The 20,762-nt window shown below is 72.8% G+C and carries 8 protein-coding genes; all 8 read right to left on the bottom strand.

The annotated features are described in order from the left end of the window. Positions 1-64 precede the first annotated feature (64 nt). Positions 65-502 carry a hypothetical protein gene (locus tag AB0O91_RS11730; RefSeq protein WP_363430500.1) on the bottom strand — a complete coding sequence of 146 codons (438 nt, stop codon included), beginning with the start codon at positions 500-502 and terminating at the stop codon, positions 65-67. Then, positions 499-16,188 (bottom strand): toxin glutamine deamidase domain-containing protein, encoded by a 15,690-nt coding sequence (locus AB0O91_RS11725; RefSeq protein WP_363430498.1) that lies wholly within the window; start codon positions 16,186-16,188, stop codon positions 499-501. Before AB0O91_RS11725 ends, AB0O91_RS11730 begins: the two co-directional genes overlap by 4 nt. A gap of 11 nt (positions 16,189-16,199) precedes the next feature. Then, positions 16,200-16,517 (bottom strand): hypothetical protein, encoded by a 318-nt coding sequence (locus tag AB0O91_RS11720; RefSeq protein ID WP_363430496.1) that lies wholly within the window; start codon positions 16,515-16,517, stop codon positions 16,200-16,202. After that, the gene (locus AB0O91_RS11715; protein ID WP_363430494.1) at positions 16,510-16,992 is read right to left on the bottom strand and encodes a YbaB/EbfC family nucleoid-associated protein; all 483 of its coding nucleotides are present in this window, start codon (positions 16,990-16,992) and stop codon (positions 16,510-16,512) included. Before AB0O91_RS11715 ends, AB0O91_RS11720 begins: the two co-directional genes overlap by 8 nt. A 40-nt stretch (positions 16,993-17,032) precedes the next feature. After that, a complete protein-coding gene (locus AB0O91_RS11710; RefSeq protein WP_363430492.1) occupies positions 17,033-19,216 on the bottom strand; it encodes a hypothetical protein in 2,184 nt (727 codons plus the stop codon). A 194-nt stretch (positions 19,217-19,410) separates the two neighbouring features. Next, positions 19,411-19,920: a hypothetical protein gene (locus AB0O91_RS11705; protein ID WP_363430490.1), complete on the bottom strand. Its 510-nt coding sequence runs from the start codon at positions 19,918-19,920 to the stop codon at positions 19,411-19,413. 16 nt (positions 19,921-19,936) lie between these two features. Beyond that, positions 19,937-20,236, bottom strand: a complete 300-nt coding sequence (locus tag AB0O91_RS11700; RefSeq protein WP_363430488.1) for a hypothetical protein — start codon at positions 20,234-20,236, stop codon at positions 19,937-19,939. A gap of 96 nt (positions 20,237-20,332) precedes the next feature. Continuing rightward, positions 20,333-20,665 (bottom strand): WXG100 family type VII secretion target, encoded by a 333-nt coding sequence (locus AB0O91_RS11695; RefSeq protein WP_363430486.1) that lies wholly within the window; start codon positions 20,663-20,665, stop codon positions 20,333-20,335. Between the last annotated feature and the right edge of the window lie 97 nt (positions 20,666-20,762).

The raw sequence follows: 20,762 nt of genomic DNA, 5'->3' as shown, positions 1-20,762 counted from the left end.
CACGCGCGACGGCCCTGGTGCCGGTGGATCCCCACCGGCACCAGGGCCGTCGCCGTACGAGGGCTCAGGCTCCCTCGGTGACCTCCCAGACCGTCTCCTGCCCGCCGGCCGGCGGCGCCAGCAGCCGGGCCACCGCCCGCTCCTGGACGTCCGGCGCGAGCGTGGCCGGCCCGTCCCCCGCCGCGACCCGCTCCCGGACGTGCGCGAGCAGCCCCGGGTCCGGCGCCAGCCCGTACCGGTCCAGGTAGTAGGTGACGGTGTCGGTCCAGATCCAGCGCCCGTCGCAGCGGTAGTCCATCGGCACGCCGCCCGCGCGCTCCGGGTCGAGCACGTCGTCGATCAGGCTGGGCGTCATCAGCACGACGGTGGCCGCGGCCAGGTACCCGACCAGGGCCTCCCGCTCGGCCGGGTCGCCGATCACCGGGTGGTCCTCGTGGAACTCCGGCCCGGTCAGCGGGTCGACGGCGTCGAAGACGGCGGCGAGGGTGAACTCCGCGGTCATGTGTTCAGCTCCTGGAAGATCTGGTCGGCCAGCCCGGGGTCCGGCCGGTCGTCGTCGAACGGGTTCTGCCGGTCGGGCGGGTCCTGCGGTCCGGACTCGTCCGGGTGGTCCTGCGGTCCGGGCGCACCCGGGTGGTCGGGCTGGTCCTCGTCGTCGAAGCGGACGGCGCCGAAGAGCCTGCGCTCGGGGTCGAAGTCGTCCGGCCCGGCCGGGAAGTAGTGCTCGGGCCGGTCCTTCGCGTCGCCGTCCGGCGGGAGGTAGGGGCCGAGCTTCTCGACCACGGGTTCGAGCGTACCGTCCGCCGGGCGGTCGAAGCGGTACCAGTGGGCGCCGCCGGAGATGCCCGGCCGGCCCAGCTTGGTGATGCCCACCTGCCGGGCCACCACCAGGTCACCGCGCAGCCTGTGGTTGGCCAGTCCCTCCTCGTTGAGCCGGGGGACGAACCAGACCGGGCCGTCGCCCGCGTAGGCCGCCGCCGTGATGGTGGGGTCGCGCCGCCACAGCTCGGTCATCACGTCCGCCACGTAGCTCGCCGTGACGCCGTAGCCGAGGTTGCAGGCGGCGAACTGGACCGGCTTGACGCCGTCCCAGTGCCCGTCCGTCTTCTGCTTGAGGAGCCCGTCGACCACGAAGCCGGGGTGGATCGGCTGGCCGTAGTGGGTCGGGATGCCGGAGTCGCAGTGCAGCGCCACGGTCAGGAAGCGGTCGTCGAGCGGGAACTTGTCCATCGCGAGGAGCTTGGTGTGCCACGCGTTCTGGTTCGGCGGCGCGCCGATGGTCAGCACGGGCTGGCGCCGGAGGTCCCCGGCCGGGTTGTGGCCGCCGGGCTGGGCGGCCTGGTGGCCGGTCGGCGTCAGCGGGGTGCCGGGGGTGGTCGGGGTGTTGGGCGCGAGCGGGGAGCCCGGCGTACCCGGAGTGCCCGGCGTACCCGGGGTGCCCGGCGTCCGGTGGCCCGGGGTGCCGGGGGCGCCCAGGCCGGCCGGGCCGGCCGCGGAGAGCGGCACCCAGTTCGCGGTGACCTCGGCGGCGGTGACCCGGGCACCCGGCTTCTTGAGCGCCCGGACCAGCTTGACCAGCCGCTGGCGGTCCAGCGGCGCGACCGGGGCGTTGTCCTCGGCCTTGTTCAGCTTCCGCAGGGCCTTGTCCAGCTCGCTCCTGGTCACATGGGCCTCCGGGCCGAGGCCGAGCTTCTCCCGGACCACGTCGGTCACCCGGCGGGTGTGCTGGAGCGCCTTGAGGTCGAGGTTGCCCGGGCCGTTGTGGAGCTCCGAGGCCAGCATGGCGACGTGCCAGGTCTTCTCGCCGACGGCCTGCTTGACCAGTTCGGTGGGGAAGGCGCTCGCCACCGACTTGACGCCGAAGCCCCGCGCGTTCGGGACGCCGATGTCGATGCCCAGGCCCCACAGGTCGCCCTTGTCCCGGATGCCGCGCAGGCCGGACAGCTTGGCCAGGTGGGACTGGAGGATCTCGGTGTCCACCCGGGCGGTGGCCGAACCGGGAGTGCCCGGTGAGGGGAACGAGGTGGCCGAGTTGGCCTCCTTGATGTCGATCTGGAGCTTGCCGCCGACCCGCCGGCGCTCCTTCACGGTGAACGTGCTCATCGGGGTGCCGAGCACCTCCTGCTCCTGCATCTCCACCGAGAAGGCGGAGATGTCCTTGGCCGCGCCGCCGCCGGTGAGCTCCATGTCGACCAGCAGCGGTTCGGTGACCGCCGTCTTCCGGCGGCCGTCCCGGAACTTGATCGCGGTGGCCGAACTGCGGCTGGTGCTGGTGAAGTCGCGGTGGGTCACGTGCTTGCGGCCGTACACCGGGGAGAGCGCGGTCACGCCCTTGATGGAGATGGCGGCGCTGCCGCGGTAGACCTTGCCCTCGGCGGCCGGCAGCAGGTCCAGCGCCGAGCGGAGCATCCGCTCGTGTTCGCGCATCTCCCGCTTGAGGTCCGGCAGGACCTCCTTCTCCACGACCTTCATCACGTGGGCCTGGTGCCGGTTCGCCTCGGCCTTGTCGGCGAAGACGGTCCGCTTCAGCAGCTCCTTGATCGCCGGGTGCTGGGACAGCGAGTTGGGCGTGGTCTCCGAGCCGAAGAGCATGTGCTTGACCTGGACGTGCATCGCCTTGTCGAAGGACCCGCCGAACCGCATCATCACGTTGATCAGCGGGAACGCCGGGCCGGTGTAGACGGCCAGGGCGTAGAAGTGCGCCGGGGTGAGCCTGGCCATCACCTCCTCCGGCGTCATCCGGTTGTCCGCCAGCCACTTCCGGACGCCCTCGACGACCTCGTCGTCACCGACGATGCGGTCCGCCGGGACGTGCTCGGCGAGCTGCTTGAAGATGCCGTAGCGCTCGTCGATCAGTGTCCGGTGGCGGGCGGCCGGCTCGCCGAACCCGCCCTCCTCCGCCCTGATCTTGGCGGTGTAGACCTGCTCGTGCGGCAGCATGTGGTCCTTGCCGACGAGTTCGCGCACCTGGGCGAGCGGGATCCCCGGCAGGTTCCGGTACATCTCCTCGGCGGACTTGAGGGTGGACTCGTGCAGCGGGGTGATCGTGCCGGTCAGCTCGACGCCCTTGAGGATCTCGTAGACCGAGTGGTCGCTGGTGGGCAGCATCCAGCCGAGCAGCGCCTTGACCATGTGGTCGGGCTCCACGTCGGTGACGCCGAGCAGCTTGAAGGCCGTCATCATCTTGGCGGCGGTCGCCGAGATGCCCGCGACCAGCCGCATGCCCTTCTCGCCGTTGGCCTCCTGGTGCCAGGCGGAGCCCTCGTCCAGCTTGTGCACCATCGCGCCGGTGCGCAGGCTGAGCGGCTGGTCGGGGCCGATCTCGCCCGCCCCGAGCCGGCCCCCGGGGCTCTCCACCACCGTGAACACCGCGTTCTGCCGGGTGTCCGGGTCCCGCTCCACGAACACGTCCTGGACGCCGGGCTCGTTGCGGAGGGCCTCCAGGTCGGGTGCCCCGTTCTCCAGGTGCGGGACGTCCTCCCAGCGCAGCTTGCGCACCTCGATCCCGGTCATGCCCCAGGCCAGCGGATTGACCTTGAGGAACTCCAGCTCGCGCTTGCTCAGTTCGACGCCGGTGAGCTTGAACTCGCGGGCCGACGGCGCCGGGATCTCGCTCTCCGGCCGCGGGGTGCGGGAGCGGATGCTGCTCAGGTAGCCCATGCCGTCGGAGAGCGCGGTCCTCGACTGGGACAGCACGTTGCCGGTGCCGAAGACGTCGTTCTCGAACATCGTCGCCGTCTTGGGGTTGATCCGGGTCAGCAGCTCGTGCATGCCCTTGCGGAAGGCGCCCTCCAGGAACGCGTGGGACTCCTTGAGCGCCGGGACGTTCAGCCCGAGGTCCTCCGCCCGCTTCCAGTCCTTCCCCGCGATGATCTCGTTGCACAGCTTCTTGAGGCTCATCTCCGAGTCGCCGAAGTAGGCCCCGTTGAAGAAGGCCGTCATCAGCTCACGGGTGTTGCCCTCCTTGAGCAGGGCGGCCATCTCGGGACCGGACAGCTGGGTGCCGACCTGCCCGGAGGAGGTCGGGTCGTCCTTGAGCAGGGCCCTGACCAGCTCCGGCAACTGCTTGCCGGGGTAGGCCTTCTGGAACACCGAGAGCAGCTTGCCCAGGGTCCTGCGGGTCGCCGCCTCCGCGTCCTTCGACTGGAAGCAGTACTCGCCGAGTCTCAGCTCGAAGTCGCGGGCCGCGGCCGCGTACTCGGGCGCGTCGTAGAGCGCGCGCCGGCCGAACGGCGTCGCGCCCGGCATCTCGTGCGGCAGGTCCGGACCGGGGGCCCAGTGCAGGCCCTCGGGCAGGCCGGTGCCCGGGTCGTGCGCGGCGGAGAGGTCGGCGGGCAGGTGGGCGCCCAACTCCTCGACCTGCGGCTCGTGCTGCGGGTGCCCGCCCGGGGCCTCCCCCGCGGTGTGCTCCGAGGTGTGCTCCGAGGTCTCCCCCGCGGTCTCCTCCGGCAGCGAGACCTTGAGCCACTTTCCGCCCGGGACGACGACCGGCAGCCCGTCGGCGTCGAAGCCGACCGTCCTGGCCACCACCAGGTGCCCCGGGCCCGCCTCCTCCACGGTGAACGGGCCGGTGGGCTTGGGCACGAACCACAGCCTGCCCTCGGGGACGTACGCCTCCAGCGGGCCGTTCACCCGGCCGCGCAGCGCCCGCAGCACGTCGGCCGCGTACGAGCCGGCGCCGCCGGTGCCGAAGTCGCAGGCGGGGAAGCGCAGCGGCTTGCCCTCCGGCCAGACCCCGCGTGCGCGCAACTCGACCAGGACGGCCGCCAGTTCCTCCGGGCCGACCCGCTCGCCGTGCCAGGTCGGGGCGCCGTCGGTGTGCTCCGAGTGGAAGGCGACGGAGAGGAAGCGCGGGTCCTCGGGGAAGCGGGAGAGCGCCTTGCCGGTCTCCTGCAGCTGCCCGGCCGGGCTGTCCGGGTCCGCCAACCAGCGGGTGTCCGTGCCCTGGTGGGCGGTGCCGAGGGCGTCCGCCATCTCGTGCACCCGGTCGGGCCCGGGCGGGCGGTCGGGTTCGGGCAGGCGGTCAGGGGCGGTGTCGTGGCCGTGGTGGTGCTGCTCCAGGAGCTGCGGGTCGCCGTGGCGCCCGGCGTCGTCGAAGCTCACCAGGTGCACGTCGCCGTGCCGGTCGGCCAGCAGCAGGTCGACCGGGGTCATCAGCATGTCCGCGGTGTGCCGGACGGTCGCGAGCGGGTCGGCCCCGAGCGAGCCGTCCTCGGCCCGCAGCACCAGCCGGAACGACCCCATGTCCAGCGAGGACAGCTTCGGCATCAGCTTCTCCGCCAGGCCGTCCGCGTCCAACGGCCCGCCGTCGGACAGCTCGTGGACGTCCAGCGGCACCGGGGTCCGCCCGTCCTCGGGGGCGCGGTAGGCCACCGACTCCCAGGAGGGCTTCCCGGCCGGGCGGTCGGAGTCCGGCAGCGGGGCGGACGGCGTCTCGTCGTGCACGACGCCCCGGAAGTTCGCCAGGTCGGTGTCGCTGAGCAGCGTGGACGTGGTCACCGGGCGCAGCTCGGCCCGGAGGTTGTCCTCGGTGAGCGGCTTCCCCGCGGCGAGCACCTCGCCGACGGCGTCGGCGGCCGTCCGCAGGTGCTCCGTCGTGACGGGCTCGGGGCCGCCACCGTGCAGCCGGTGGGCGTAGCTCGCGGCGGCCTCCGCGGTGGACCGGCCGGGGAAGCTCCCGTGGGCGAGGCCGGACAGCTCGTGGACGTTGCGCAGCAGCCGGATGCCGTGCTCGTCCAGCGCGGGCACGCCGTCGCCGTACACCGAGCGGCCGAACCGGACCAGGTCGAGCACCTGACGGTGCCGCACGGCCGCATCGCCCGGGGCGGTGCCGGCGGGCAGGCCGACCGCGTCGGCGACCTGGGTGACCACGTGGTCGGCCGGGCCGGCCTCGGTGTTGAAGAGGTCCCCGGCGGCGCCGGCGGCCAGCCGGTCGAACCGGTCCATGCCCTCGACCAGGTGGTCGGCGATCTCGTGCGCGGTGTAGCCGCCGAGGAACAGCTCGAAGGAGTTGGTCAGCACCGCGGGCCGGAAGCCGTTCTCCAGCAGGAACTTCTGCATCAGCACGCTGACGTTCACCCGGCTGTTGGCGTCGGTGAACGGCTGGATCATCTGCAGCGACCTGGTCACCCGGGCGATCGCGACCAGCTTGCCGTGGTCGTCGGTGGCCGCGCCGAGTTCGGCGTAGTAGTGGTCCAGCGCGGCCTGGACGTGGTCCGGCGCGGTGCCGTGCGGGTAGTTGATCGAGATCATGCCCTCGCGGCTCTGGCCGCGGGTGAACAGCACCAGCGGGGCCTTGTCCTCGCGCGCGACCGGGCCGGCGGTGAAGTCGGCGACCAGCTTGTGGCCGCCGATCCGCTCGTCGGCCAGGTCGGCGGCCATGGACGTCCGGCCGGTGCCGCGCATCGTGGTGAAGGTCCCGTCCTTGGTCCCGGACCAGACCGTGGCGACGTTCGCGCCGGAGCCCTCGACCAGGTGACGGGTCGCCAGCCCGTGCAGCTCCTCGTAGGCGCGGGCGTCGATCCGCGAACGCTCCCGGCCGCCGGGCGGGCCGTCCAGCACCTCGCGGAACAGCTCCGTCATGCCCTGGCGGAAGCCCGGGTACTTGGTGCGGTCGAGGTGGTTCGCGGCGTCGCCCGGGGAGAGCGAGAGCGCCTCGGCGTGGACGTTCGGGTCGATGAACAGGCGCCACCAGGAGGACTCGGGGATCAGCTCCGAGAGCCTGGGGGCGCGATGCTCCGGTGCCGGTTCGGGCTCCGGCGCGGGCTCCGGCGCGGGCATGGTCTCGATCACGGCGGACTGCGGCTCGGGGAGCGGGTCGCCGTCGACGAGGGTCGGCCGGCCGGTCCTCACGTGGCCGACGGTCGGGGTGGGCTCCGGCTCCGGAGACGGAGACGGGGACGGGGACGGGGACGGCATCCGGGGCTCGTCCGTGAGGGAGCGGAAGACGTCCTCCTCGGCGGAGGCGGGCCTCGGCGCGGTCTCCGGCTCCGGCCCGCTCCCGGGCGCCGGCTTCGGCGCGGCCTCGGGCGCCGGTTCCGGCATCGGCGTCGGCGTCGGCGTCGGCGCGGCCTCCGGCACCGGGTGCTTCGGCGTGGCGAGCCCGTTCGGCTCGTCCGCGCTGAACGCCAGGTAGTGGTCGCTCATCACCGTGGCGTCGGTGGTCTCCCGCTCCGGGATGTCCACCGTGATCGGGATGACGCCCTTCTCCACCACCCGCTCGTCGCCCTTGGAGAAGACGACCTCGACCTCGGCGAAGCCGTCGTACCGCGCCATCGGCGTGTTGAACTTCGCGTGCGAGACCACCTGCCCGGTGTCGCCGAGCGACAGCCCCTCCCGGTTGCGGTGCGAACCGCCCACGACGCCCTGGAAGGTGCCCTCGACCGGGCCGAGTTCGGTCTTGACCCCGCCCTGCACCTGGCCGCCCCAGAGCGACCAGTCGAGCCGGGTCCTGGTGGAGCTGGTCGAGGTCGCGTTGGCCGGGCTGAACTCGACCTTGCCGTCGCTGCGGTCGTACTCCAGCTGCAGGACCTTGAGGTTGACCTGCACGTCGCCGTCCGTGACCAGCCGCCGACGGCCGGGCGAGGGGGTGCCGAGCGGTTCGCCCCGGGTCGCCGAGCCGAAGTGGCTGGCGAGCTGGGTGTGGTCGGCGGTGTTGCGGGCGACGCCCTCCATCCGCTCCCAGGTACGGGCGCCGAAGAACTCGGGCCCGCGCAGCCGCAGGATGTCCTGGACGCCGCCGGCGTCGCCGAGCCAGCGCATCACGTCGACGTCGCGCAGGCCCTCGCTCCAGACCCGGGCGGGCGGCGCCTTGACCACGGTCTCCACCGGCGGTCCGGTGGGCGCGGGCGGCGGGGCCGGGGCGGTGCGGTGCTCGGGCGCCTCGAAGGGGGTGGGCCGGGGCCCCTTCGACGGGCGGCCGTCGCCCGCCTCGACGGCCGCCTCGAAGCCGATCTTCGCGGTGCCGACGGCATGGACGGTGGTGCCGAGCCTGCGGAGCTCCCGCCAGGCCTGCCCGGCGGCCGACGTGACCTGCTCGAAGGCGGTGCCGGGGGCGTGGTCGCGGCCCCCGGGGACCAGCCGGTTCGGGTCGCCGAGCGGCAGCAGCGGGCGGCGTTCCATCCGGAAGTACAGGGTGGCCTCGCCGGTGTAGCTGCTGCCGGCGACCTTGGTCTTGGTCGACGCGCCCGCGGTGCTGCGCTGGGCCTGGACGTCGAGCTGGTCGTGGCCCCAGGAGTGGGTGACCGAGCCGCCGGCGGTGACGGCCGGACCGACCGGCAGCGGGTTGCTGGTGCCCTGGACGGAGACGGTGACGGTGTTGCCGCGCCCGGCGCCGTAGCTGGTGACGCCGTCCGAGCCGGCGACCGTCTTCTGCACCTGGGTGCCGGTGGTGAACTCGGTCTGGGAGGTCTCGCCGGTGTGCTCCAGCCGGGAGACCGCCGCGGTGATCCGCACGGTGCTGCGGCCGTGCTTCACCACGATCTCGTGGCCGGACATCATCGACTTGAGCTGCGGCTGGAGTTTGGTGACGTCGAGCGCCTCGAGGATCTTGCCCTTCATCCCGCCCCAGTCGGAGCCGAGCACCTCGGCGCCGCGCCGGTCGAGGCCGGCCACCGCGCTCTCCCCGATCGAGTGGTGCTCCGCCGTGGGGTCCGGGCGCAGCGGGTGGACGTCGGTGACGACGTCGGAGGCGCCGAGCCGGTGGGTCCGCTCGATCCGGGCGGGCGGGTCCAGCGGCTTCTTCAGGGGTGCGGGCCCGGTCGCGCCGGGTGCCGGGGCGTCGCGCAGCGGGACGGCGACGGTGGTGCGGACGGGCACGGTGAGGTCGGGCGCGGTGACCGTCTGGCCGAGCCTCCTGGACTCGATGTGGACGGTGAACTCGGCGGTGCCGCTGAACAGTCCGGCCGGTTCGACGGTCTTGCCCTTGCTCACGGTGGCACCGGTGCTGTCGACGGTGGAGCCGTGCACGAAGTCGTTGCGGCGGGCGAGGTTGAGGCCGAGGTCGACGTAGGGCAGCTTGAACCGCAGCGGCGCCGAGAAGACGTCGCGGACCCGCCGGTCCTTGCTGACACCGGTGGACACCCTGGTCTGGGTGCCGAGTTCGAACTCGAACTTCTCGACCGTGTCGGTGTGCCGGAAGTCCTTGCCCAGACCGGCCTTGACGGTGACGGTGGTCTCCCAGCCGTGGATCTTCAGGTGCTCGGTGAGCTGACCGCCGCGGCTCAGCTTGGACAGCTGCGGCTTGAGGGCGATCGGGTCGAAGCGGCTCCTGATCCGGCTCAGCACGTCGTCCGGGACGTGGCCGAACTCCTGCCGCAGGGTCTTCTCGATGCCCTTCAGCACGGCGGTGTCGCCGTTGCCCAGGCTGTGCACCACGTCGGAGGCGCTCATCGCGCCGCGGTCGGTGATCCGGCGGGGCGGGTCGTGCGGTTCGGCGGGGCCCCGGTGGGTGACGGGGGTGCCGGTGCCGGGGCCGGTGAACCGCGCCCGGCCGTCGGGGCCGACGGTGTGCCGGCCGGTCTCGGTGGCGTCGAGGCTGACCTCGGCCCGGATCGGGACGGTGACGGTGTGCTCCTTGCCGTCCACGGTGAGCCTGACCTCGACACCGATGCCCGCGTCGTAGATCTCCTGCGGGCGGGCGTACTTGCCGTTGGCGTACACCTTGTGGGAGCTGCCGTCGCGCCAGCCGTCGCGGTCGCGGACCTGGCGGGAGTAGCCGCCGCTGACGTCCAGGGTGGTCTTGCCGGAGAGCGTGGCGGTGCCGCCGGCCGCGCCCTGGCCGGACTTGGTGTCCGAGAGCAGTCTGCGGCCGGAGTCGAAGGAGCTGGTCTCGTCGACCGGGTTGAGCTCGGCCTTGGCGTTGGGCCGCTTGTACTCCAGTTCGGTGACGTGGGCGGTGGCGGAGACCTTGACGCCGTGTCGGAGCAGGGTGCCGGCGATCTGCTCGGGCAGCTCCAGCGCGGTGCCGCGGGTCATCGCGGTCAGGTGGGAGGCCACCATCGGGTGGCTGAACAGCTGCTGGACGTCGCGCTCGACCTCCTTCCAGGCGCCGCCGAGCACCTCCCGGCCCAGCCGGTCGACCTCCTGGTGGAGCGGGCCGACGGTGGGCAGGTCGCGGACGGTCGCGGTGTCGCCGAGGCCGCCGCCGGTGCCGTCGGGGCGGCGCCAGACGCCGTCGGGCGGGCTGGGGACGGTCGTGCCGGGCTCGAAGGTCTTCGGCCCGTGCGGCGGCTGGGACTCGGTCGCGACGAAGAGGGTCGGGTCCCCCGTGCCGGTGTCCTTGACGGTGCGGGCCTCGGCCTGCTCGATCAGGGTCCGGAAGTCGACGGAGGTCGTCGCGGTGCCGCCGGCCCTCCCCAGCGGGGAGTCCTTCGCGAACGTCAGGGTGAGTTCGGCCCGGCCGTCGTAGACCACGCCGGGGCCCTTGGTCTTGGTGGTGAGCAGGACCTCCTGGCTGCTGCCGGAGATCCGCACCCTGTCCTTGATCAGCTGGAGGCCACCGCCGCCGGTGCCGGTCGACTTGTCGACCGCGCTGCCGGAGAGCACACCGGGCAGCGGGAGTTGCAGGCCGTCGGCGCTGCTCGCCAGCTCGGTGCGGACCCGCTGGACTCCGGTGCCGACGTTGAACTCGGTCTGCGGGGTGGTCCCGTGCTGCCACATCGCCTTGACCGAGGCGGTGATCTCCACCGAACCGGTGACGAAGCCGGTCTTGTCGACCACCTCGATCCGGGTGGGCTCACCGGACATCATGCTCTTGAGGTCCTGCTGCAGCCGGGTGGTGTCCAGTTCGGCGGTGAGCTTCTCGCGCAGCGCCGGCCACAGGTCGCCGAGCGTCTCCTCGGCCGTCCTCTCGACGCCGTCGAGCACCTCCTGCATCGGGTGGTCGGCGTCCGGGCGGCCGTGCCGGTGGGTGGAGACGTCGAGCACGATGTCCGAGCCGCCGAGCCGCTGGCCGTCGACGACCCGCTGGGGCGGGGCGAACAGCTTGTCCCGGTCCGGCGGCACCGGGGCGCCGTGGGCGTCCAGGGTGTCCCGGACGGGGATGCCGACGGTGGCCCCGATGTCCAGCCGGTGCACCTGCTCACCTGGCCCGGTGGGCACCGGCTTGCCGTGGTGGGTGAGTTCGGAGAAGTCGACGGCGAGGTGCAGCTTCCCGGCGAACAGCGCGCCCGGCTCGACCGTCTTGCCGCGGGCGATGGACCGGCCGAACTCGACCGAGGTGCCGCCCTTCAGCGCGTCGTGCTGGTAGCCGAGGGTCTCGGTGAGGTCCGCCTTCCCGGCCTTCAGTTTGGCCTGCACGGAGGCGTTGAAGCGGTGCAGGGTGTCGGTCTGCAGGCCGACCGAGGCGTGCCGGTCGGAGCCGTTCTCGAACTCGACGCTCTTCGCGGTGTCCTGGTGCACCAGTCCGTCGACGTCGACCCGGACGGAGATCTTCCCGGCCCAGCCGTTGGCGTCGAACGGCGCCTCCCAGACGTCGCCCCGGGACAGCGCGGTCAGCCGTGGGCGCAGCGCGTCCGGGTCGAAGTAGTCCCGGGCGAGCGTGCGGGCGGCGGGCAGGTCGTTCGTGAAGGCCGACTCGAAGAGCTTGACGATCTGCTCGTGGACGGCGGTGTCGCCGTGGTGCAGGCCGACCACCAGGTCGGAGGCGGACAGCCGGCGGTGGTGGGTGATCCGGGCCGGGGGCAGGCGCAGCTCGTCCGGGCCGAGCGGCGTCCTGGGCGTGAACGCCGGGTCCTCGTAGGGGTTGTGGTGGCTGCCGCCGGACTCGGTGGAGAACACGGACACGGCCAGCACCGAGGCCGGCGGGGAGGCCGGGGCGGCCGGGTGGAGCAGGGGGTCGTGCTCCGCCTCGGTGATGACGATGCTCGGCACCTCGGGGCGGTGCGGCCCGGCCGCGGGCTCGGACGTGGACTCGGACGTGGACTCCGGCGTGGACTCCGGCGTGGACTCCGTCCCGCGCGCGGACTCGACCTTGGGCGCGGGGGCGCTCTCCGTCTTCACCGCCGGCTCGGGGCCCTCGGTCGTCGGCCCCGGCCGGTCCATGGCACCGCCTCCGCCTCCGCTGACGGTGGCCACGCTGTGCGGCACCGGCGGCGGCACCGGTCCGTCGTGCCCGGCCGTCCGCTCCGGCGTCGGGGTGTCAGTGACCGGCGTCGGAAGCGGCGTACGGCTGCCGTCGTAGTGGTTGGTGCCGTTGTAGTACACCGTCACCTGGTGGCCGTCGGTGGGCCCGTACCGCAGGTACTCGGTGTGGCCGCCGCTGCCGTTCGGGCCGAGGATCCGCAGCCGCAGGCCGAGGGCGTCGGCGAGCAGCGGCGGGAAGGTCTCGCCGAAGCCGCGCCACCAGGACCGCTCCCAGTTCCGGACGGCGTCCTGGAGGCCGGCGAACTCCGCGGGTGAGAGCGGGGCGTCCGACATGGTGCGGTGCCAGACCTGGAGGTCGGCGAGGCCGGCGTCGGAGAGGTCGTGCAGCCCGATCTGCTCCGGGCGGCCGACGAGGTACTCGAACTGCTCCCGGGAGCCGACGGCGCCGTCGGCGAGGTTCCAGCCGACCTCCTGCTCGACCGTGCCGCGGTCCTCGCCCCGGGCCACCCGCTCGTCGACGTACTGGCGGCGCAGGTCGTGCGGGTCGGCGGCCGGCTCCCGGCCGTGGTCGCGCAGGTACTGCTCGGCCGCCCGCTGCTCGTCCGGGTTCTTGAACTTCCACGTGACGCGCTGCTCGGCCTGTGCCCGGGCGGCGGCCGTGTCTCCGCCCGGACCGGCGAGTTCCTCGGCGAGCGCGGTGACGTAGCGGTCGCGCAGCAGCGGCGCGGGGACCACCTCATGGGTGTCGACGCCGCCGACGCCGAGGTCCAGCAGGCCGTTGAGCAGTTCGGGGCGGGTCCGCTTCGCCAGCTGCTCGCCCAGGTCGGCGGTGGCGATCTTGCGGTAGCCGCGGGCGACCTCGGGCGGGAGCTTTCCGGGGCCCTGCCGGGTGAGGTGGTCGGAGACCGCCCGCTTCATCGCGTCGACCGTCATGGCGGTGTCAGGGCGGCCGACGGCCACCGAGTGGAGCAGGCAGAGGCCGTCGGGGGCGACCGGGACGCGCTCGCCCGGCGGCGCGAACGCCGGTTCCGGACGGGCGGGTTCGACGTGCGGGGGTTCGACGTGAGCGGGCTCGACAGGCACCGGCTCGACGTGCGCGGGCCCGGGGCGGGCGTCGTCGGTGACCGGGGGCGCGGGCCCGTCCGTACCGGTGAAGGCGTCCGCCGGCCTGGGGCGGGCCGACCGCTCGTCCGGGTGGTCGGCGGCGCTGTTGAACGAACCGTCGCCGCGCAGCGGCCAGTTGTCGGCGTCGTGCGCGATCGCCCAGACCCGGGTGACGTCCTGCGGGAGCGGCCGGTCGCCCGGGGAGTGCAGGCCCTGCTGGGCATCGACCCAGACCAGGCCGTCGCCGGGGACGTTGACCAGGTTCCAGGCGTGGCCCCGGCCGTCCTCGGTCCAGGCCAGGACGACGGCGGCCGAGCCGGGCCCGCCGGCGGCGACCCGCAGGGCGACCTCGTCGAGCGCCGCGCCGCCGAGGCCCAGGTACTCGGCCGCCTGCCCGGCCCAGTGCTGGAGGTCGCCGGCCGCGCCCGGGTGGGGCGCGGAGAGGGTGGGCGCGACCTGCGGCTCACCGCGGAAGGTGGAGTGGAAGGCCATCGCGGCCGCCACGCAGTTGACGTCGCCCAGCAGGCTGTGGTCGCCGTCCGGGTTGATCAGCTTGACGAACTCCTCGGGGTGGGCGAACTTCTTCGGTCCGTCCGGGCCCGCCAGCGCCTGCTCCAGGGCGTGCCGGGCCGCCGGGCCGGGCTCGCGGTAGCCGCCGCCGGAGAACTCGTGCAGGAAGGAGTCCAGCGGGCGCGGGGCCGCGTCCTGCCCGGCCCTGGGGCGCTTGGCGGGCTCCGGCGGGAGCGGGAGGTCGGTGCCGCCGGAGCCGCTCTCGTAGGTGTCCCGGCCGCGCTTGCGCGCGGGCGGCTGCGGCGGGTCGGCGGGGCCGTGCTCGGGGTGGTGCTCGGGGCCGCCGCCGGTGGTCCGTCCGGGCCGGGGCCGCTCGGGGGCCGGCTGGGGCGAGGCGGTGGCGGTGGCGTGCGTCGTCTCGTCGAGGCCGCCGACGGTCCTGCCCGGACGGGCCTGGCCCACCGGCTCGTCGACCAGCGTGGTGTCGCTCCAACTGCTGCCCGTCCGGACCGGCTTGGGGCGGTCCGGGCCGGCCTTGGCGCCGCCCTCGGTCGCCACCGGGGCCGGCCGGCCGACCTTCCCGCCGCCGGTGCCGGGCGCGTCCGCCGTGCCCTTGGCCGTGGTGGTCGCGCCCCCGCCCGAGGTGGTCGGCACGGGCTTCGGCGCCGGGTCGGAGAACAGCGCCGCCAGGTCGGCCTGGCCGAAGGCCTTGGCGAACAGCGCGGCGTACTCGACGTCCGGCGCCTCGCCCGTCCCCCGGGAGTAGGCGAGGACGTGACCGGCGTTCACCTTCTCCTCGCCCGGCCCGTACCGGGGCACCGGGAACGGCGCGGCGTGCCCGACCAGGTTGCTGGCCAGCGAGAGCAGGGTCAGCGGGTGGTGGGCCGGGTAGTAGGCGCCCTTGCCGTCGTCCAGCGCCTTGGTCCGGAGGTGCTCGATGTAGGACGCCCACGTGTGGCCGACCCCGCTCAGGTGGACGAGGTGGTGCACGCCCTTGCCGACCAGGCCCATCGCCATGCCGGCGCCGAAGGTGTTGAAGCTGGTCGTGAACTGGTGGTTGTCGCCGAAGACCAGGTTGTAGAGGCCCTCGGAGAGGTTGCCCTGCGCCCCCTCCACCAGCTGCTCGCCGAACATGACGCCCAGCCGGTACAGCCGGTTGCCCTCCCCCATGTGGGCGGCCAGGTTGGGCAGGTGGTCGGCCAGCGCGGAGATCCCGTGCTCCCCGAGGTCCGACCCGCCGTGCTCCAGGACGCTCCGCAGCACGGTGCTCAGCGAGTCGTTCGCGGCGCCGTGCTTCGTCCAGCCCGCGACGAACGCCTCGGCGTACTCCTTGCCCAGGCTCCTGGCCGCGTCCTTGCCCAGCACGCCGCCGAGGTGCTGCTCGAAGCTGTTCGCGAGGGTGTCACCGAACCTCCGGACGAGCGAGCCGGTGCCCGTTCCGAACCCCTGCTCGAGGAAGGGGGCGAGGTGGAACATCTCCTGGCCGATCGACTTGGCGAAGGCCTTCGCCTCCGCGTCGCTCAGCACCTTCCCGGCCGCACCGGAGACGCCCTCGCCGACGCCCTTCCCGACTCCCTTGCCCACGCCCTTGCCCAGGCCCTCGCCGAGACCGTCCCCCAGGCCCTTGCCGATCGACTTGGCGCCGGCCTTCTCCAGGTCCGCCAGCGCCGTGTCGCCCACGTGCTTGGTCGCCGTGTCCAGGAGGTGCTTGAGCGCCTCCTGGTCGCCGTTCTTGAGGACGGTCTCCAGCTCCTTGGCCAGGACCGATCCGCCGCTCTTGCCGACCAGGCTGCCGATCAGCTTGCCGAGGCCCATCCCGAACACGCTGACCGGGCCGGAGATGAGCCCGCCGATGACGCCGTTCAGCACGCTCTGCTTGAACGCGTCGATGTCGTAGGAGTGCCGGTTGCCCTGGTCCATCTGGATGCCCTGGATGATCGAGTCCATCAGGACGCCCTTCAGGAGACCCGAGAAGGTGTGCATCAGGATCGTCTTCAGCAGGTACTTCAGCAGCATCCACAGCGCTTCGCGGGTGAAGAAGTACTTGAGCGACAGCCCGGCGAAGTCCGCGCCGAAGGTGAAGGGCGCCCAGAAGGTCGCCAGGGCGATCTCGAAGAGCAGGTCGACCAGTTGGGCGATCGCCATCCACTTGGTGTACTCGACCTGGTTGGCGACGTCCCCCGCGCAGTCGGCGAGCGCCTTGGCGGTGTCGGCCGCCGCCGAGACGTAGTCACGGCCGCCGCCGATGCCGATGAACTGGTTCATCGCCACGCTGAACTGCTGGGCGGCCTCGCCCTCGAACTCCTGCCGGGCCTTGACCGCCACGGTCGCGATCAGCCGGCGCAGGTCCGGCAGGTCCTTCGCCAGCTGCTCGTACGCGTCGCGGATCTCCCGCAGATCGCCCTCGTGGACCTCCGGCCAGGGCGAGCCCGAGACCACGCCGAAGAAACTGGCGAGCTTCGGGCCGGGATCGATCGACGAGTACGACAAGGGTGCTTCTCCTACAGGCTGTTGATGATGTCGTTCGCGGTGTCCTCCGCCTGGTCGAGTTCCGCGACCAGGTTGATGCCGCTGTCGCCGGCCTTCGCGACCAGCTCGCTGATCTTCTTGATCAGGTCTTCGAGGTCCTTGGTGGCCTGGTCCACCTGGGAGTGGTACTGCTTGCCGATGTCGTCGTCGCCGCCGACCTTCTTGTTGGCGTCGTTGATGCCCTTGACCTCGTCCGAGATCTTGTCGATCAGCGTCGTGAGGTCGCCGAACTCCGCGAACCGGCGCTTGAGGTCCTGGGTCTTGGCGAAGACGTTGTCGGAGCTACTCACGGAACTCCTCCTGCCGGCCGGCCCGGCGGCGCTCGGCCTCCGCGTCCTCGCCGTAGCCGGGGCGCATCGAGCGCAGCGGCTCCAGCAGCCGGTCCAGGTCGGTGCCGCCGGTCATCGACATCCGCAGCATGTCGCCGACGCCCTCGAAGCCCTTGATCGCCTGGATCACCTGGTCGCCCATCTTCGCCCGGGCCTCGTTGAGCAGGTCGGTGAGCAGGCCGCCGAGCTGGGCGGGGGCCATCTCCTGGTAGCCGGTGGTGTGGAAGGTCAGCGCGAGGACCTGGCCCTGCGGGCCGACCTTGGCGGTGACCATCCGGTCCTTGGAGGTGACCGTGGCCGAGGACTTGGCCAGGTCGGCCTGGACGGCCTCGGCCTTCGCGGTCTGGACCCGGAGGGCCTCCATGGCCTCCTCGAGTTCCGCGCTCATCGAGCCGAACAGGCCGTCGGGGCCGAAGGGGTCGGCGGTGGCGGGCATGCGGGGGTTCCTTCCGGTGCGTGCGTACGGGGGTCGGGTCTCAGCGGCCGATGACGCCGCTGACGGCGGCGGTCTCGGTCCCCCAGACCTCTTCGTCCTCCGCCAGCCAGGTGGTGCGCTGGCGGTCCTTGTCCTTCTGGCCGGGCGCGCCGGCCCCGGCGCCCGCGCCGCCGGGCGGCATCATCGGCGGCATGCCGCCGGTGGTGGACATGCCCTTGCCGGTCAGCGCGGCCTGTTCGGCCTCGGCGGCGGCCCTGGCGGCGGCGGCCTTCTCGGCCTCGGCGGCCGCCTCCGCCGCGGTGCGGGCCTGGAGGGTGTTCGGATCGCCGCCGGCCGCCAGCGACTTGGCGCTCATCCCGCTGCGGCCGCCGGGCAGCAGGCCGCTGCCGGGGAACCCGCCGCCACCGACGCCGCCGAGCCCGCCGGAGTCGCCGAAGGACAGCGTCGACGGGTGGTAACCGCCCGCGCCGAAGTCACTGCCGGGGAGCAGTCCGTCGCCGCCCCCACCGCCGCCGAAGCCGTTGTCGAAGGCGTGCCGCTGGTCGGCCAGCAGTTGGGAGACCTCGGAGACCGGGGTGCCGTCCGGGCCGAGCAGGGTGCCGTCGGAGTCGATCCGGGAGCCGGGTCGGACGACCACCGGGTTGCCGTTGCCGTCCAGCACCGGCCGGCCGTCCGGGCCGATCACCCGGCCCTGGTCGTCGATGCGGGAGCCCGGCGGCACCTTCATGTGCGCGCCCGCACCGGTGCCGATGCTCGCGCCGTCGGGCGCGGTGATCGGCTTGCCGTCGGGGCCGAGGACGGGGCGTCCGTCCGGGCCGATCACCTGGTGGGTGGTCGGGTCGATGCGGCTGCCCGGCGGGACGTTCACCGGGTTGCCGTCGGCGTCGTAGACCTGCTTGCCGTTCCCGTCCAGCAGCGGGACGCCGGAGCCGCCGCCGTCCAGCGAGGGCAGGCCGTTCGGGCCGCCGTGGTCGCCGAGGCCGCCGATCCCGCCCGGCCCGGTGGTGAGGCTGGGGCCCGGGCCGAGGTCCGGGGAGCCGGGGCCGTCGCCGAGCCCCTTCAGTGCGTCCGGGCCGTTCGGGCCGCCGCTGGTGAGGCTCTTGAAGTTGTCGTTCATCCCCTTGCTCATGTCGTTCAGCGACTTGTTCATGTTGTCGTTCATGTCGCTGAGGTTCTTGCTGATGTCGGAGAACGGGTCGTTCTTCGACGTGTCGTCCGTCGGCGGCGGGTTGTACGGGGTGTGCATCGTGGGGGTCTTCACGCCCGCGCCCAGTGCCTTGACCGCGGGGACGTACGCCTTGTCGAGCGTGGTCGTCGCGTCCTTGGCGGCCTTGTCCAGGTAGTCGGCGACGTTCTTCAGCCAGACCTCCTTGGCCCGCTGCTCGGCCTTCTTCCAGAAGTCGTCGCCGCCCGGGTCGCCCCAGGCGGTGGTGACGGTGAACTGCGGCGTGCCGTAGGCGGTGGTGGTCGGCCCGTCGGAGAAGGAGTTGGTGATGGTGGTCTCGTTGACGGTGACCTTCGCCGTCGACATGCCCTCCATCAGCGCGTCGAACAGCGGGTTGACCGGCCAGGCGTCGCGGCTGTTGCGGTAGTTGTCCTGGCCGTACCACATGCTCAGGACGGCGTTGCCGACGGCGTCCCGGGCGTCCTTGAGGTAGCTGTACACGTGCTTGTCCTGGAGGTCCTTGGCGAGGTCCTCGATCTCGCCGCCGAACATGCCCAGCAGGGTCTTGAACTCCCCGGCCGCGCTGCCCTGCCAGTCGGAGCCCGGCGCCGCGATGTCACCGGCCCAGCCGTTGACGGTCGGTGCCCAGGTCGACAGCAGCTGTTCGGCGCCCTGGAGCGTGGAGACGGCGGTGTCGAAGCTCCAGACGCTCATGGTGTCGTTCTCGGCGGGCGAGTGCGCCAGCGGCATCAGGACGTCGTAGCCCTGCCGGATCCACTTCCCGAGGTCGGTGGTGTCCGCCTCGAACAGCGGCCAGTTGAGGTTGCAGCCGATGACGTGGCTCCACTGCCCGCCGTCGCTGCCGGTGAAGTTGTACGACCACCAGCAGTCGTAGCCCTCGTTGCCGCCGGTCTGCTTGAAGTAGTTCAGCGTCTCGACGTTGTGGTTGGCGATCCACTGCACCTTGTCGTCACCGGTGACGGCGGAGCGCTGGGTGAAGGTGGTCTGGGTGGAGTTCGCGAAGACCGTCAGCACGTCTTCCCAGCTCTTGTCGGCCATGCGGGGTCACAGCTCCAGGGCGTCGGTCGCGGAGGTCGCGGCGGGCAGGGGGTCGCGGGGGCAGGGGATCGCGGCGGGCAGGGGGTCGCGGGGCGGGCCGGGGGGAGAGGGCCGGTCCGCCCCGCGGGTCGGGGTGACGGCGCGGGGCCGTCGGACGGGGCCCGGTGCGGGAGTCGGTGCGGAGGCGGGCGGGGTCAGACCTTGAGCCCGCCGCCGCCACCGCCGAGGACGTCCTGCACCAGGTACATCATCTGGGCGGCCGAGAGGGCGTCGTCGGCGCCGTTCTTCAGGTCCCGCTCGGCCCTCGACAGGTCGTCGACCATCTTCTGGACCTGGTCCTCCAGCGACTTGAACTGGTTCTCCAGGGACTGGCAGTACTTGGCGAACTGCGACTCGATCTGCTTGACGCTCGGCAGCACCGTCCCGCCGCCGGCCAGCAGCGTGGCGTAGTCACCGGGGAACTGCCCGCCGCCGATGCCGAGGACGAACTGCTGGAGCGCCACCCGGGTGGGGTGGGTCCGCAGGTCCTGGAGCATCGTGCTCAGCTTGGTCTGGGCGAAGTCGAGCAGGTACGAGTCGGTGACCTTGAAGGTGTTGCCGTCGTCCTCCCCGCCGGTCTTCTTCGGGTCGTCGCCCGGCTTCTTCTGGGGACCGTCGCCCGGCTTCTTCGTCGGGTCGTCGTCGGCCGGCTTGTCGTCGGACACCGCGGCTCACCCGGTCCTAGCGGCCGAAGTTGGAGCCGGCGCGCCGGTCCGAGTCCCGGATCAGCCCGTGGACCTCGTCCAGGGCGGCGGCGGCCTTGGCGACGTCGTCGGTCATGGCGGTGTCCGCCTTCGCCAGCACGTCGGCGTAGGCCTGGCCGCCGTCGGCGTAGTCGCCGTGCAGCTCGTGGCCGAGGCCCTGGGTGAGGAAGGTCTGGGTCTGCTGCATCATCTCGTGCATCATCTGGCTCTGCTGACGCAGCATCGCGGCAGCCTCGTCGATCTGCTGGTGGTGGAGTTCGATCCTGCCGTCGGACATCGTTCGTCCCCTTCGATCAGCGGTGGTCCCGGCCGGCGGCCGGGTGGTGGTGCCGGCGGTGTCGCCCGCCGGCCGGCGTCGGGGTGCGGGCCCCGGTCAGCTCAGGCCCTTGACGATGTCGTCGCCGACACCGAGTCCGGACACGATCTGGACGGCGTCCTGGCCCGAGCCCTGGATCAGGCCGGAACCGCTGGTCAGCAGGTCGTGGAAGGTCTTGTACTGCTGGCGCACCTGGTCGTACTTGGCCTGCCAGTCCTGCATCTTCTCGACGAAGACGGTGCTGGCGGCGGCCTGGAAGTGCGCGTTGATCTCCTCGGTGATGGCGTTGATCTGGCGCTGGGTCTCCTGCATGTGCTGGTCCTGCGCCTCGACGGTGGTCAGCACCTGCTGGACCACCGCAGGATCGTTGAGCATGTTGTTGCCGGCCATGCGGGTTCCCTTCTCGGAATGCGGGTGTCGGCCGTTTCGCCGACGCCTCCTGGTGGGGCGGGCGGGCGCGGCCGGCATGGTGAACGGGCGCGCCCCG

Origin of the sequence: Kitasatospora sp. NPDC089797 (assembly GCF_040684795.1) — a bacterium.
Classification (GTDB): domain Bacteria; phylum Actinomycetota; class Actinomycetes; order Streptomycetales; family Streptomycetaceae; genus Kitasatospora.
This window is presented reverse-complemented; position numbering and strand designations above follow the sequence as displayed.

Bases quoted from the DNA above. Each gene is read 5' to 3' on its own strand.
- AB0O91_RS11715 (WP_363430494.1), bottom strand. From the start codon at position 16,992: ATGCCCGCCACCGCCGACCCCTTCGGCCCCGACGGCCTGTTCGGCTCG.
- AB0O91_RS11695 (WP_363430486.1), bottom strand. From the start codon at position 20,665: ATGGCCGGCAACAACATGCTCAACGATCCTGCGGTGGTCCAGCAGGTG.
- AB0O91_RS11730 (WP_363430500.1), bottom strand. From the start codon at position 502: ATGACCGCGGAGTTCACCCTCGCCGCCGTCTTCGACGCCGTCGACCCG.
- AB0O91_RS11700 (WP_363430488.1), bottom strand. From the start codon at position 20,236: ATGTCCGACGGCAGGATCGAACTCCACCACCAGCAGATCGACGAGGCT.
- AB0O91_RS11710 (WP_363430492.1), bottom strand. From the start codon at position 19,216: ATGGCCGACAAGAGCTGGGAAGACGTGCTGACGGTCTTCGCGAACTCC.